General features: G+C 64.7%; 12 protein-coding genes. 1 reads left to right on the top strand and 11 read right to left on the bottom strand.

Translation table 11 applies throughout. From position 1 onward, the window contains the following. Positions 1 to 111: 111 nt before the first annotated feature. A complete protein-coding gene (locus JC607_RS18130) occupies positions 112 to 2,427 on the top strand; it encodes a DEAD/DEAH box helicase (protein WP_198838300.1) in 2,316 nt (771 codons plus the stop codon). A 157-nt stretch (positions 2,428 to 2,584) separates the two neighbouring features. On the opposite strand, the gene JC607_RS18135 is transcribed toward JC607_RS18130, so the two are convergent. From JC607_RS18135 to JC607_RS18185, 11 genes are all read right to left on the bottom strand, one after another. Then, positions 2,585 to 5,080, bottom strand: coding sequence for a hybrid sensor histidine kinase/response regulator (locus JC607_RS18135; protein ID WP_198838301.1), 2,496 nt, complete (start codon positions 5,078 to 5,080; stop codon positions 2,585 to 2,587). 16 nt (positions 5,081 to 5,096) lie between these two features. Then, entirely contained in the window at positions 5,097 to 5,945 is an 849-nt protein-coding gene (locus JC607_RS18140) for a type II secretion system F family protein (RefSeq protein WP_198838302.1), read from the bottom strand. 37 nt (positions 5,946 to 5,982) lie between these two features. Further along, positions 5,983 to 6,933, bottom strand: coding sequence for a type II secretion system F family protein (locus tag JC607_RS18145; RefSeq protein ID WP_198838303.1), 951 nt, complete (start codon positions 6,931 to 6,933; stop codon positions 5,983 to 5,985). A 2-nt stretch (positions 6,934 to 6,935) separates the two neighbouring features. Continuing rightward, positions 6,936 to 8,324, bottom strand: a complete 1,389-nt coding sequence (locus tag JC607_RS18150) for a CpaF family protein (protein WP_198838304.1) — start codon at positions 8,322 to 8,324, stop codon at positions 6,936 to 6,938. Beyond that, a complete protein-coding gene (locus JC607_RS18155; protein ID WP_198838305.1) occupies positions 8,324 to 9,676 on the bottom strand; it encodes an AAA family ATPase in 1,353 nt (450 codons plus the stop codon). The genes JC607_RS18150 and JC607_RS18155 overlap by 1 nt, the downstream gene beginning before the upstream one ends. Continuing rightward, a complete protein-coding gene (locus JC607_RS18160) occupies positions 9,670 to 10,500 on the bottom strand; it encodes a Flp pilus assembly protein CpaB (protein ID WP_198838306.1) in 831 nt (276 codons plus the stop codon). Before JC607_RS18160 ends, JC607_RS18155 begins: the two co-directional genes overlap by 7 nt. Continuing rightward, complete coding sequence (locus tag JC607_RS18165; protein ID WP_198838307.1) at positions 10,497 to 10,733, bottom strand: hypothetical protein; 237 nt, start codon at positions 10,731 to 10,733, stop codon at positions 10,497 to 10,499. The genes JC607_RS18160 and JC607_RS18165 overlap by 4 nt, the downstream gene beginning before the upstream one ends. 79 nt (positions 10,734 to 10,812) lie before the next feature. Further along, positions 10,813 to 12,435 carry an amidohydrolase gene (locus tag JC607_RS18170; RefSeq protein WP_198838308.1) on the bottom strand — a complete coding sequence of 541 codons (1,623 nt, stop codon included), beginning with the start codon at positions 12,433 to 12,435 and terminating at the stop codon, positions 10,813 to 10,815. After that, positions 12,428 to 13,279 (bottom strand): dimethylsulfonioproprionate lyase family protein, encoded by an 852-nt coding sequence (locus JC607_RS18175; RefSeq protein WP_198838309.1) that lies wholly within the window; start codon positions 13,277 to 13,279, stop codon positions 12,428 to 12,430. The genes JC607_RS18170 and JC607_RS18175 overlap by 8 nt, the downstream gene beginning before the upstream one ends. 5 nt (positions 13,280 to 13,284) lie before the next feature. Next, positions 13,285 to 14,124 carry an ABC transporter permease subunit gene (locus JC607_RS18180; protein WP_198838310.1) on the bottom strand — a complete coding sequence of 280 codons (840 nt, stop codon included), beginning with the start codon at positions 14,122 to 14,124 and terminating at the stop codon, positions 13,285 to 13,287. Then, entirely contained in the window at positions 14,121 to 15,041 is a 921-nt protein-coding gene (locus JC607_RS18185; RefSeq protein WP_198838311.1) for an ABC transporter permease, read from the bottom strand. Before JC607_RS18185 ends, JC607_RS18180 begins: the two co-directional genes overlap by 4 nt. Between the last annotated feature and the right edge of the window lie 92 nt (positions 15,042 to 15,133).

Raw genomic sequence — 15,133 nt, forward strand, 5'->3', positions numbered from 1 at the left:
GCGCCCCCAGGCCTGTCTGCTCCGGGCCGCGACCGGGAGGGTTGCGGCGGTGCTCTGGGCCTTCTTTCTGGCTCATATGCGGGGGCGACTGGCCCCCTGACAGGACAAATAATGACGATTGATTCTATCGCAGGCCCGCTTAAGGCGGCGCTGGCAGCCAAGGGCTATTCCGCGCTGACCCCGGTGCAGGAGGCCGTGCTGGCCCCCGAACTGATCGGGCGCGATCTGCTGGTTTCGGCGCAGACCGGGTCGGGCAAGACGGTGGCCTTCGGCCTGGCCATCGCGCCCGAGGTTCTGGGCGGCATCGACCGGCTTTTGCCGCCGGAAAAGCCGCTGGCCCTGGTCATCGCGCCGACCCGCGAACTGGCGCTTCAGGTGCAGCGCGAACTGGTCTGGCTGTATGAGGGGGCTGTCGTGGCCTCTTGCGTGGGCGGGATGGATTATCGCACCGAACGCCGCGCACTTTCCCAGGGCGCCCATATCGTGGTCGGCACTCCGGGCCGGTTGCGCGACCATGTCGAGCGCAAATCGCTTGATCTGTCGGAACTGGCGGCGGTCGTCCTCGATGAGGCCGATGAGATGCTGGATATGGGCTTTGCCGAGGATCTGGAATTCCTGCTGGGCGGTGCCCCGGAAGAAAAGCGTGTGCTGATGTTCTCGGCCACGGTGCCGAAAGAGATCGCCTCGCTTGCCGCGACCTATCAGCGCGAGGCGCGCCGGGTCGAGGTGAAATCTTCGGCCAGCCAGCATGCCGATATCGAATATCGCGCGATCTCGGTGTCGAACCGTGACAAGGAACCGGCGATTTTCAATCTTCTGCGCTGGTATGATGCGCAGGTGGCGATTGTCTTCGCCAAGACCCGGGCCAATGTGAACCACCTGCATGCGCGGATGGTGAACCGGGGCTTCCCGGTGGTGGCGCTTTCGGGCGAGCTGTCGCAAAGCGAGCGGCTGCATGCGCTCCAGGCGCTGCGTGACGGGCGCGCCCGCGTCTGTATCGCGACCGATGTGGCGGCACGCGGCATCGACTTGCCGGGGCTGGATCTGGTGATCCATGCCGATCTGCCGACCAATCCGGAAACATTGTTGCACCGTTCGGGCCGGACGGGCCGCGCCGGGCGCAAGGGGACCTCGGTCCTTGTGGTGCCGCAGGCCGAATTCCGCAAAGCAAACCGTATCCTGCAAGGCGCCAAGCTGGTCGCCGAATGGGGTAAGGCGCCGGGCGCTGATGAGGTGCAGTCGCGCGAGGATGAGCGTCTGATCTCGGACCCGGCTCTGACCGAGGCGCCGGGCGAAGAGGCCGGGATCGCGGCTGATCTGCTTGAGGCACATGGCGGCGAGGCGATCGCTGCGGCTTTTGTGCGGCTGTGGCGCGCCAAGCGTTCGGCCCCGGAAGAGCTGGTCGAAGACCTGCCGCCCCCCGCCGCTTTGCCGCCGCGTGAGCGGGGCGAGTTCGGGCCGTCGGTCTGGTACAAGCTTTCGGTCGGGCATGAGGGCCGGGCCGAAGCGCGCTGGCTCCTGCCGAAAATCTGCGATGCCGGCGGCATTTCTAAAGACGGGATCGGCGCGATCCGGGTGCAGCAGGATGTAACCTATGTGCAGATCGCCGAGCAGCTGGCCGGGCGGTTCAAAGAGACGACCGAAATCGAGCCGGGTCTTACGATGGAGCGTGTCGCTGAGGCACCGGAATTCGGGCCGAAGGGCCGGGTGACCGGCGGCCGGCCCGAACGCGCCCCACGTGAGGGCAAACCGGCCTGGTCGCCGCGCCCGTCGCGTGGCGAGGGCGAAGAAGAGGCACCGCGTCGTCCGCGCGCCCCGCGTGAGGCAGCTGAAAGCGGCGAAGCACGCAAGCCCTATGCGCGCCGTGAGGATGGCGATGCGCCCCGTAAGCCCTATGCGCGCCGTGAGGACAGCGATGCGCCGCGCAAACCCTATACGCGCCGTGAAGATGGGGATGCGCCGGCCAAACCGCGCTGGACGCCGACCGAGGGCGAGCGCCCGATGCGCGATGACCGGCCGTCAAAGCCCGCACCGCGCTCGACCGGGTTCAAATCGCATGGTGGCAGCCCGGATCGCCCGGCGCGCTCTACCGGATTCAAGAGCCATGCCGGCGCGCCGAAGGGCCGCGACTCTTATGCGGGCCGCGATGAGGCGCCGCGCAAACCGCGCGCCGAAGGGGGCGCCGAGGGCCGGCCTTTTGAGAAACGGGAGGGCAGCAAGCCCTATGCCGGGAAGTCCGCAGCGGCAAAATCAGGTGATGCGAAACCGGCCTATAGCAAAGGCGCACCGCGCGCGGCCGGCAGCAAAACATTTGGTGCGAAACCCGAGGCAGGCAAAGGCTTTGCACCGCGCAAACCTGCCGCGCGGCCGGCAGATGCCACCGATACCTCAAAGCGTTTCACCCCGCCGAAACGTCCGCGCAGCTGAGCGCAGCGCTGACCACTGCCCCGGCACGGCAACATGATATGACGGCCCCTCGCTTTCTCAGCCAGGGGCCGTTTGTTTTTCACCCCCCCCCGCAAACCGGCTGCTGGTGACGCTGGGCTGATTGCCGTTCGCCCGGATCTGCGACACAGAATTTACGTCACCCGCTCATCCGGGTGCCGCGGTATGCGTCTTCGGCAGGAAACCACTCTTCTGCCAGGCCGAGCAGCTGGGAGTAGCTCAGAGGTTTTTCCAGCGCGAGGGTGACACCTGCGGCCTCGAGGTCCCGACATTCGGACCCCAGCGTCGAGGCGGTGATCCCGATGATCGGAACATTTTTGTCAGTCTTGCGGATTTCGCGTACGATTTCGCAACCGGTACTGCCCGGCAACAGCTGGTCGACGAGGATCAGATCGTAATTCCCGCGCTCCCACATATCCAGACCGGCTGGTCCGGTCTCGGCCCTGTCGACCAGGCGAAACAGCCGTCGCAGCCTCGTACGGGTGATCTCGCCGACAAGGCGGTTGTCCTCGATCAGCAACACCTGCCGGGCAAACCAGCGCGGTGCGACGGCAGGATCGGCCGGGTCTTCTTCGCGAAGTGGCTCTGGCACCGGGGGCGGGGTCGTGATGCTGCGGACCGGGTGGCTCAGCACGAAATGCGCCCCCCTGGGGGTTTCAAGCAGGTTCAGCTCACCTCCGAGCAGAGTGATGGCCTTGCGTGCGGTATAAAGGCCAAGCCCGGCGCCGCCGCGCCCCGGGCGCTGTTCGGGTGGCGCGCTGAAGGGTTCGTACATCCGCGCGCGTTCTGCAGCTGGGATGCCGATGCCATTATCGGCGACCTGCCAGGTGAGCATGACCTCGGCACCAGCCCCGCGACTTGCAATCACGCTGAGCCGGATTGCTGAGCCTTGCGAATGCAGGATCGCGTTGTGAAGCAGTTTTGAGAGCGCGATGAAAACCCGCGCGAAATCGCCGCGCAACGGCAGATCAGCGCTGTCCGTCCGGCTGGCCTCAATGGTAATGCCATGGGTGGTGGCGACCGGCGAGAAAATCTCAAGCAGTTGGGATATCAGGTCGATGGGCGTAAAGCTCTGCCCGACGGGAAGGGCAGAGGCGCCAGAATCCGCCATGAGATCTTCGATGATCGAGCTGATCCGGTCCATCGTTTGTTCAAACCCTTCGCGAACATCTTCCCAGAGCGCGCCGTTGCGCAGCTCTTCGGCGAGCATCGAGAGGATGGCGATGGGGGTGCGCAATTCATGTGCGGCAAAGGAGAGCAGCCTTTCCTCACGCAGGACGGCATCTGCCAGCAGCCTTTCTGCGCGTTCTGCACGTTCGGCCAGCTCTTTTTCATGCGAGAGGCTGAAGAGCGCGAGCCAGGCGGTGGGATGGGTCTTCTTCAGCACCCGCGCTTCGAAAAGCTGCGGCCCGCTGACCTCGCGGCGCGTTTCACCAGCGGGTTTCATCTGCAGGCGGATTCTGACCGGCGCGGTCTGCTCTCCCTCTGGTTTTTGCAGCTCGCGCAGCAAATCGAGCAGCCCGCTCGAGGCGCTTTCCTGGAAGATGCGACTGAAGCTGACCGGCGGCCCGCGCTCTGCCGAAAAGGCGGAGCCGAAGGGGAAATGCACCGTCTGCTTTTCCAGGTCGAGCAGAACGAGCCAGCTGGTCGAATTGCGGCTGAAGGCTGAGATCACCGCAGGCGGAGGGTCGCCGGCGCGGCGCACGAGAGTGCCGCCGCTGCGTCGGCTGGTGCGCATGATGCTGAAAGGAAGCGCCAGCAAAAGCGCAAGGAGGCCCGGGTCACCTGTCGGATCGCTGAGCAACCAGCCGCAAAGGAGCGGCGCCGCCAGGCAGAGCAGCATTCCCATGAGGGTCAGCACCCAGAAGCGCCGCATCAGGAACACCGTCAGCAGCGCGGGCACCAGCAACAGGGTGAGGAAGCCGGAGGGGGATTGGGCAGTGATGCGGTTGCCGGCAATCATCCCATAGCCCAGCATGGCGGCGATGGCGAGCAGAGCCGGCGTCAGATCAGATGGCGCCATTTCCTTACGGTCACTGGCGATGGTTACGGCAAGCCCGAAGAGGAGCGTGACCCCGGGTGTGAAGGCGGCGAGCGCTGCGGCCAGCAGGGCGCGCTCGACCGAGAACGGGGAGCTGAGGCCCGGCAGCACCAGGGTTGCGATAAGCCAGAACCCGGTCGCATAGACCGAACAGGCGAAAATCAGATGAATAGGGTGGATCAGTACTTTTGAAGTCGCGACGGCCTGCCAGCTGAGCACCTGCCGCGAGGCGCGGGCCAGCAAGGCGAGCAGGGCGCCGCCCCCCCAGCAGAGTGACGTCATGACACCGGGTTCGCCGAGACCGGTGCCAGCGGGCAGAAAGAGACTGCTGACTCCGAATGCAGGTTGCAAGAGCAGCGCAGCAAGGAGGACGAGCACCAGGGTGATCCGTCTGCCAAACCTGTCCATCGGCAGGAGGGTCGTGAGGATCCCTGTCAGGACAGCGGCATAAACTGCGGTTGCGAGTGGCTGCACGGTCGGTTGCGTGGCGAGCGGGGTCAGGATCTGACCCGCCGCCGGCATGAGGGTCAGGCAAAAGACCGTGGCCGGGCGCCAGCCCCCTTCTCCCTCATTGTGTTTCCGGTTCTGTTCCATTGCGGGGGCCTCGCCGTCAGCTGGTGGTGATCAGACGGTAGATCGCGGGCGCGAGCAGCAGGATCAGCAGCGGCGGCACAGTGAAGATCATTGTCCCGAGCGTCATCTTGGTCGGCAGCACATTTGCGCGCTCTTCGATCTGACGCACCCGGCGGTCGCGCAGATCGGCGCTGAACACCCGCAATGTATGGGCGACCGGCGTGCCCATCGTGCCGGATTGCACGATGATGGTGGCCAGCTGCCGCAGATCATCATTGCCGGTCTCCAGGGCGAGCCGGCTCCAGGCATCCTGTCTCTCAGCCCCGGCGGTCAGCGCCTCGGTCAGCGCCTGGAGACGGGCGGCAAGATCGGGATGTACCGGTTCCAGTTCTTCGGCCACGCGCAGCAATGCGAGATCGGTGGTCTGCCCGGCCTCGACGCAGACAAGCATGAAATCCAGCGCATCCGGCAGCGCGATGGCGATCCGTTTTTTCCAGGCCTTGCGCCTTTTGTCAACGATCAGGGTGGGCAGAAAATAGCCCGTCAGAAAGGCACCCACCAAGGCGATCGCCTTTTTCACCGGGGTGAGTTCGCTGAGGGGGGCGATAAGGACCAGAGCCGCCGCAACCAGGGCGACCAGCAAGACCGTCAGCCCGATTTTGACCATGGTGAAATAGCGCGCGGCCTCGGGATGGGTGAAGCCGGCCTGGAAGAGCTGACGGCGCAGCTCGGCCGCATTGCCGGAGAGCGGCGCGGGGGCGGCCGGATCGCCCGCGGTCCCGGCGAGGAAGGCGCTTTCGGGCAGGCGACTGACCACCAGCATGGCCATTGAGAAAAGCGCTGCGCCGAGCGTGAAGGCGCCGAGGAAAAACAGGGATGAGGTCATTGCCGGTATCCGCCTGCCAGATTTCTGAACCGCCATGTCATTCCACTTTGACCAGCCAGCGCATGAAGAGAATGTTGAGAAAGAGCAAAGCCCCTACCAGGCCCAGCATTGGCAAAAAGAAAGGCTTGTCAGATATTTCCGAAAAATAATCTGGGTTTACCATTAGAAGCATCCCTGTTGCGCCCAAGGGGAAGAAAGACAGAAACCGCCCGGACCATTTCGCTTCCGAGGTGATGGAGCGCACCTTCCGGTGCAATTGCTGTCGCCCGCGCGCGATGGCGGCGAGCCGGTCCAGTACTTCGGCGAGATTGCCGCCGGTGTTGGACTGGATCGCCACTGCCGCCGCGAAAAAGCGCAGGCCCTGGCTGTCCGTTCGGTTTGCCATGTCGCGCAATGCGCTGACCGGCTCCTGGCCATAGCTGATCCGCGCCGAGGTTTCAGAGAACTCTTCCGCAATCGGGCCGCTGAGCTCTTTCCCGGCGGTCTGAACGGCCGGACCCACCGGCAGGCCCACCTTGAGCGAACGCACGATCAGATCCATAGCTTCGGGAAGGGCTTCCTCGATGGCCAGGGCGCGACGGCGGATCAGACGCCGGACCTGCAGGATCCAGATGGTCAGGGCAAGGATCAGGCCACAGGCAATCCCGATCGCGAGCCAGAGGCCAAGAATGACATGCGCCAGCACTGTCACAACCGTGGTAACCGTGAGGACGAGGATCAGGGCGAGATGGCGGGGCAGCACATCTGCCCGCCCGCCGCCCGCCGCACCAGACAGGCTCAGCCAGCTTTTGTGCACCCCGTCCCGGCGGAGTGCGATGGCATCGGCCGTTTCCAGCAGCGGGTCCTCGCTGCGCACCTGCCCCGAGAAACGCCGGATCGCCATAAGCCGCCTGCGCCGCGGCCCAAGCTCCGAAATCTGCCACAGGGCCAGCAGAAGGAGGCCGCAGCCGAGGGTCAGGATCAGGCCGAAGGTCAGGGAAAGGGACATGGTCATACCCCGTAGAGATCGGGGGGAAGGGAAATCCCCCAGCGTCGGAAGCGGTCCGACCAGGCCGAGCGCACACCTGAGGTGCCATAACCGCCCTCGACCCTGCCATCCGGGGTGATGCCGGTATGTTCAAAGAAGAACAGCTCCTGCATGGTCAGCACCTCGCCTTCGCAGCCGGTGACTTCGGTGATTGAGGTCACTTTGCGGCTGCCGTCTTGCAGCCGGTTGACCTGCACGATCAGGTTGACCGCGCTGGCGACCTGGCGCCGCAACGCGCCGAGCGGGATCTCAACGCCCGACATCGCGACCATGTTTTCCAGCCGGCTGGTGGCGTCGCGGGCAGAGTTGGCGTGGATCGTGGTCATCGAGCCGTCATGCCCGGTATTCATCGCCTGCAGCATGTCGATCACCTCATCGCCGCGGGTCTCGCCCACGATGATCCGGTCGGGGCGCATCCGCAGGGCATTTCTCAGGCAGTCGCGCTGAGTGATGGCGCCTTTGCCTTCGATATTCGCGGGCCGGCTTTCCATCCGGCCGACATGCGCCTGCTGCAATTGCAACTCGGCGGTGTCTTCGACGGTGATGATCCGCTCCCGCTTGCCGATAAAGGCCGAAAGCGCATTCATCAGCGTGGTTTTCCCCGAGCCCGTGCCGCCCGAGATCACGATATTCAGCCGGCAGGCGACGGCGGCGCGCAGATAGATCGCCATCTTCTCGCTCATGGCGCCGAGAAAGGTCAGCTGTTCGAGGCTGAGCTTGTCTTTGCGGAATTTGCGGATCGAAACCAGCGTCCCATCAAGCGCAATCGGCGCGATGACCGCATTGAGCCGCGACCCGTCAGGCAGGCGGGAATCGACATAGGGCGTCGATTCGTCGAGCCGCCGGCCCGCCATGCCGACAATCTTTTGCAGGATGCGCCGCAGATGCGCCTCATCCTGGAATTGCACATCGGTGATCTCGAGCAGACCACCTTGTTCTACGAAAACCTGTTCCGGCCCATTGATCAAAATGTCGGAAACCGTCTCATCATTGATCAGGATCTCAAGCGGGCCAAGGCCCATCACCTCATAATAGAGGTCTTCGACCAGCCCATCCCGTTCCGAGCGGCTGACGGCCACACTTTGCGATGGGATCAGCGCTTTGAGGACCGCAGCGATCTCGGCCTTAATATCGGCCTCAGAGGCCTGCACCAGCGCGGAAAGGTTCAGGATTTCCAACAGTTGCTGATGTGCCTGCTGCCGGATTTCGGCAAGCTTCCGGCGCCGTTGCCTGGCTGTGGTAACGTCAGGTGCGGGGATGGGCTCGGCTTCGGCCGTCCCTGGCAGGGGAAGATTCTGTGCGGCGACCGGCGTGGCCTCGCCGAATTTGCTCTGGCGGAATTTGTCGAACATCAGGCGGTTCCCGTTTCATTCAGATGACGCCGCCCGATCTTCGGCGCCAGGAGTTCACCGAGGCCGAGGATCCCCTTGCGCAGCGGATTGTCAGGAGCCGCCCGCCACAGGGGAGTGCCGGAATTGCAGGCCGCCTCGACCTCATGGCCGCCATCCGGCAGAAGGCGGAAGAAGCCTGCGCCTAGACCGGTTTCAAACCCGTTTCGCGAGGCGGTCCAGCCCGCATCGGGCCGGGCCGGCACCATGTTCAGCAGATGAAAGAGCCGGCCATCGGCGAGTCTTTCGGACCGCAGCAGGGCGAGCAGCCGCGCCATATTCTGGGCCGAGCGCACATCGGCCCGGCTGGTGGTGAAAATGGCATCGGCCTCGGCCCAGGCGGTTCCGCTCCAGTCGGTGATCAGATGTGGCAGATCGAGAAGGACCAGATCGGCACTGTCGCGGGCAAGCGCGAGAATGCGGCGCAGATCCCGTTCGGAAATCCCGTCGACCGGAAGAATTTCGGCAGGGGCCGTGAAGACCCGCAGATGGTCAGAGAGCCGGAGCAGACAGGACTGAAAGGAGTCGTAGTCCAGCGCCGAAAGCTGCCGATAGGCGTCGGTCACCCGCGAATTTGCCGGCAGATCAAGATAGGTGCCGACGTTTCCGAATTGCGGATTGAGGTCAATCAGGCAAATTTCCGAAGGCGGTGACAGGCGAGAGAGCTCGACCGCAAGGTTGACGACTATCGTAGTGGCACCGACGCCGCCGGCAACCGGCTGAAAGGCCAGAATCCGGCAGGGCTGCTGCGGCAGCTCGGGCGCCGTGAATGCCTTGCTCTGCGGTGCGGCATTCACCGACTGCCGGCGCAACAGACGGGTCAGCAGGGTTTTGCCGGTCTGGGGTGCAACCTGACCCGGGCGCCGCGCGGCATCTGGCGAAGCTAAGGTCGCATCGCGCGCGATACCCGGAAGGTCAGCTTCGCGGCCAGCGCCAGGATCCGGCGGGGCGAAGGGCGGACCGTAATGGATCTGCATCCCGGGGATTTGCGGCAGGGTCAGTCTCGCGCCGGGTGGCAGCAGCAGCAGGAGTTCGCAGTTGAGGCTGGCCGCAGCCTGCAAAACGCCGGTCACCAGTTTTGGCGCGGCCGATTTGCCGGTATCCGGGGCGAGGATGATCTGGTCGAAATCCTGCGCTGCTGGCTGATGCAGCATATCCAGCGCCTCGGTCAGGCTCAGATCGGAACGGATGGCATTCGCCGGCAGATGCACAAGCCAGGCCGACATCCGTAAAAGCGCATCGAACCCGTCGCAGATCGCGCAGATCCTGAGCGGCGCGTCGTTTTCAGCTGGTGGGGCTGGATCCTCAGTCAGCATGGCACATCCATCACCGACCGCGCTCCGCCGCGCACGATGGCGGTCTGGCACCTTGCGCGGGCCGAGACCTGTGCGATCCCGTCGGTCTGTTCCCCGCGCACCACCAGCGGCAAAGTTGCCAGATCGGCCGGGCCGACCACGAATTCCTCATGTTCAAGGCTCAGCTTGCGCGCTGCGGGCAGGATGCTGAACACGCCTGAAGACGATGCCTCCACCACCCGCATCGCATCCTGCGAGGCGCCTTCGAGCATCATTTTATCGGCCAGCGGCCCCTCGCTGCTGTTGCCCGGAAGCGCGAGGATCCGCAGGGCCGAGCCGATCATCCGCGTCTCGGTCGTGCCGCCACCGATATTGCGGGTCCATAACAGGTCGACGGGATCACCCGGTTTCAGCCGATCAATAAAATCCAGCAGATTTTGTGCCTTGATGGCGATGGCCCTGGCATCGCCGGAGAGAATAAACCCGTAATCAGGGCCCCCGGCAGATGTGGCAATATCGCCATTCAGGACGAGCGCCCCCTGACGCATTGCCGCCAGCGCGATAAAGCCGCCCTCACTCGGGGGAGGGAGCTTTTGCAACACATTGGCCGGAAGGAAGCTGCCCGGCATCCTGACCGGCAGGAAATCTTCCTGGCTGAGGATACTGCCCGGGGCGAGGTCGCGGGCCGGTACCGGCACCAGCACGGTTTCCCCAAAGGCGCGCAGGCTGACCCTGGCGGTGGCGAGTTCCGTTTCCAGCGCGCGCGAATACTGAAACGTCCCGAAACCCGCGGCCACAGAGAGCAGGATGCCAAACAGGACAAGCATCAGAATCCTGACTTTCACGGTATTTCCTCCCCTCCTGGCGGCAGGTCGGGCACTGGCCCTTCCTCGCGGCCGATTTCATTCACCGCATCCGAGATGACGCCGCGCAGTCCGTGCGTGACCTGATCCGCGCCGCCCGAACTCAGCCAGATGCCTATAAAGGTTGTCAGCGCCGCCGCCGCCACGCTGAGGAGCAGCCAATCGTCACGCCCGGTGCCGGTTTCGAGCCGGAGGAAGAGATGGAGCGGATACATGCCTGCCGGCCCTTGCTGAAAATCAGGGGCATTGTGCAAGCCAGAGCGTTTAGAATGGGTTTATGCGGAATCTGTTCTTTCAGCGCAGAGAAGGATCGCGCCAGACCTCCTGTCCCCGAAACAGGGTCAGAAGGACGCGGGTGGCAGAAATCTGCGCGGGGGCGCAGCTGAAAATATCCTGATCCGTCACGATCAGATCGGCAGAAAAACCGGGAGAGAGCCGGCCGCTATAGCCGTCACGCCAGGAGGCGCGGGCGGCGTTAATCGTATAGCCCGCCACAGATTCGGTCAGGCTCAGCGCCTGATCGGGCAGGAAGGGCGGGCCGGAATGATCCTGGGCGCGCGCCTGGCGGGTAATGGCGGTTTCGATGATCTCGAACGGGTTCAGGGTCGAGACCGGCCAGTCCGACGACATCGCGAAACCGGTTCCCAGCTTCACCATATCGCGAAACGCATAGGTCTGCGGCAGGCGCGCGGGCCCGATCATGTCGAACGCGATATCGGGGATCTTTGCGTCGAATCGCGCCCAGAGCGGCTGAATATTCGCCATTGCGAGCCGCGCGAGGCGGGGGAAATCGGCGGGGGCGACCAGTTGCAGATGGGTGATCTGGTGGCAGGCGGGCCAGGGGCCGTTGGCGGCCAGCGCCGCTTCCAGCCCGTCCAGCGCGCGGGCGCAGGCGGCATCGCCGATCACATGGACATGGATCTGAAAGCGCGCGGCATCCAGCGCGGTCATCAGCGCCAGGGTCTGATCATGGCGGAACATGCAGGGCGCAGTGCCGCCCGCTCCGTCGGCATAGGGGGCGAGGCAGGCGGCGGTTCGGTTCTCGAACACGCCATCCATGAAAAACTTCGCGGCATTGATATGGAAATCCGGGCCCGGATGGGCGGTGCGCAGCGCGCTCAGCCGGGCCAGTGCGGTTTCCGGAGTATCGGCCTCGGAGACATGCGCCGCCCCGGCGACGCGCAGGGTGAGGAGGTTTTCGCGCGCGGCACGGGCATAGATCCGTGCCTCGATCGCGGTGATTTTGGCGTCGATCACGCCGGTGATGCCATGGCGATTGGCATGGGCCTGGCCTGCCATCAGCCCGGCCAACAGCTGGTCATCGGTGAAACCGGGCAGGCGTGCGAGCGCCCAGGGGATCGCTTCTTCATGCAGCATGCCGGTGGCCTGGCCGGTCGCATCCCGCAGGATATGGCCATTGGGCGGATCGTTTGTGTCATCGGTGATCCCGGCCATCACCAGCGCGGCAGAGTTGAGACAGGCGGAATGGAAGCTCGAATCGTAGATCAGCGCCGGGCGGGAACCGGTCAGCGGATCAAGCCAGGTAGTGGTCAGGTTGTGATCGCCGAAAAGCCCGGGCTGCCAGCCGGCACCGACCAACAAGGGCAGGTCGGGATGAGCTGCGGCATGGCTGCGGATCAGTTGCGCCAGCGTGTCGGGGTCTTCGGCCTCGTAAAGCTGCGCGGCGGTGGCGAGATCGGTGCCGCCGGAGAGAAGATGGGTATGGGCATCCTGAAACCCGGGCAGGACGAGGCGCCCGCCAAGATCGGTGATCCGTGCTCCGGACTGGGCGAGGGCGGCGATGTCATCGCCGCCGACGGCTGCGATAATGCCATCGCGGATCAGGATCGCGCGGGCCTGCGGCAAGGCAGGGTCCATCGTATGGATGCGGCCATTGATCAGCAGGTGGTCACTCATAAAGGCTCCAGTCGCTGGCCGGCAGCACATGGGCGGGCTGGTCGACATCGCGGGTCCAGGCGAAGAGGCTGAGGAAGGGCAGGGCTCCGGTCAGGGTCGCATGCGGTTTGAGCGCCGGGTTCCAGACCGGCTGCAGCGCGGGGAGCGTGCGAAAGGGCCCATCCGGGGCAAAGCGCCAGCGATGCGGGCCGGTGAGCGGCAGGTAAAGCTCGGGCGCGGGATGGGCATGATCGCGGTAGAGAATGCCGGGCGCGACGAGGAAGAGGCCAAGGTCGAAATCGCTGGCCCTCCAGGGCGCGGTCGCGCCGATCAGCGAGCAAAAGGCATGCGAGCGCGTAAAATGAGGCCCGATCTGCGCGGGCGGATAGGCGTCATAGGTGATCCAGGTCAGATCCCCGGTCGCGGCGGCGATGGCGGCGGCCAGTGTCGGGTCGATGGTTTTCGCGGCCTCCAATGCGGTTTCCATATGGGTTTCGACCACCAGGTTTGCGCGCCCGGGGCGTGGGTCTGGCTTTTGCAGCAGGGCGGCGGCGAGGAGCGTGCGGGTCTCGGCAATCCCCGGGCCGGAGAGGGCGGCAAGGCAGCGGTCGGTCTCGGCCAGGAGATGCGCGAGGCGGGCGGCGGCATCGGGCGCGGGCGGGACGGGTGGCGTGAGCCCGCGATCCGCCATGACGCGGAACGGCTCGACGGCATCGGCGGTGGCCGCCTCGCGGTAAGCCTCAAGCTGGGCGGTGCTCAGCGCGCCTGATGCGTGGAGCGCCATTGCCGCGCCGTAGCGGCGGCGCCCGGAGCCGGGCGGGCCGGCGGGTTCGCTCAGCGCAAGCCAGAGCACGCTGGTTGCCATGTCCGTCATCCGTTGGCCCTGTATGCGAGCCGCTCTTCGGCGAGCCGGCGCCTTTCGGCCCGGCTCATCAGCCAGCCGGCAATGGCGACACAGATCCCCACAATCACGACGATCAGCGTGGCGAGCGCGTTGATATCGGGCGTGACGCCCAGCTTGACCTTGGACCAGATCAGCAAAGGCAGCGTGGTCGATCCCGGCCCCATCACGAAGGTGGTGATCACCACATCATCAAGCGAGATTGTGAAGGCCAGCAGCCAGCCCGACAGCAGCGCGGGCGAGATCACCGGCAGGGTCACGTCCTTCAACACCTGCCAGGGGCGCGAGCCGAGATCCATCGCGGCCTCTTCGATCGAGCGGTCCATCTGGATCATCCGCGAATGGACCACGGTGGTGACGAACACCATAGAGAAGGTGATATGCGCCAGCGTGATCGTGGTGAAACCGCGCTGCCCGGGCCAGCCGATCCAGTTCGCGAGCAGCGTGAAGAAGATCAGCAGCGAGATGCCGGTGATCACTTCGGGCATGATCAGGGGGGCTGTGACCATGCCGGAAAACGCGGTGCGGCCCCGGAATTTGCGAAACCGCGCCAGCGTGATCCCGGCCATGGCGCCAAGCACCGTCGCAACCGAAGCCGAGATCAGCGCGATCTGCAACGAGAGCCAGAGCGCGGCGCCGACCTGGCGGTTGGAGAAAAGCGAGACATACCATTTGGTCGAGAACCCGCCCCAGACGGTGACAAGCCGGCTTTCGTTGAAGGAATAGATGATCATCGAGAGGATCGGGATGTAGAAAAAGGCGAACCCAAAGCACATCACGGTAATCAGAAAGACGGGGCGGCGGGTCATGGGCGCTCCTCCGCCCGGCCCTCGGCTTTCTGCTGATAGCGCGAATAGAGCATGGTCGGCCCGACCATCAGGATCAACAGCGCCACGGCGACGGTCGAGGCCATGGGCCAGTCCCTGACCTGCGCGAATTCATCCGAGATGATGCGGCCGATCATCGGCGAAGAGGGATTGCCGACGAGGGCGGGGATCACCAGCTCGCCTGCCGCCGGGATGAAGACGAGCATGGCGCCCGCGATGATGCCCGGTATCGATTGCGGCAGGGTCACATCGCGGAAGACCTGGAAGGGACGCGATCCGAGATCCATCGCGGCCTCGTCCAGCACCGGATCGAGCCGTTCGAGATTGGCGTAAAGCGGCAGAATCATGAAGGGCAGGTAGCAATAGACCATGACGAGAACCACCGCGAAATTGCTGTTCATCATCGGGATCGAGGTCAGCGCGTAAGATTGCGGGGTGAGGAGATTCCAGATGTCTGTGAGCAGCCCGTTGAACCAGGAATTCCGCCCCATCATCCCCATCCAAGCGTAGACGCGCAGCAGGAACGAGGTCCAGAAGGGCAGGATCACCAGCATCAGAAGAATATTGCGCCAGGATTTCGAAACCCGGGTGAGGCCGAGCGCCATCGGATAGCCGATGATCAGGCAGATCACCGTGGCGACGGCGGCATTCATCAGCGAGGTGATAAAGGCGCGGATATAGAGGGTCTCGGTGAAAAGCCGCGCATAGCCTTCGAAATTGAGGATCGGGTTCGCGCCACCATAGCCAAAGGGCGGCGCGGTGGGGGTGCGGGTGGCGAGGCTCATCGCCACGACGATCAGGAAGGGGATCAGGAAGAAGACGATCAGCCAGAGATAGGGGATGCCGATGATCAGATCGCGCCAGCCGCGGCGATGGAACCAGGAGGCGAGGGATTTCATGGCTGGCCTCGTGCTTTGCGGCGCGCGGCGGGGGGCTGCCTGCCCCCCGCACCCCCCGGGAGTATTTGTGTCAGGAGGAAGGGGGCGGCTTT

This window comes from Paracoccus sp. IB05 (genome assembly GCF_016405985.1).
Taxonomy (GTDB): domain Bacteria; phylum Pseudomonadota; class Alphaproteobacteria; order Rhodobacterales; family Rhodobacteraceae; genus Pseudogemmobacter.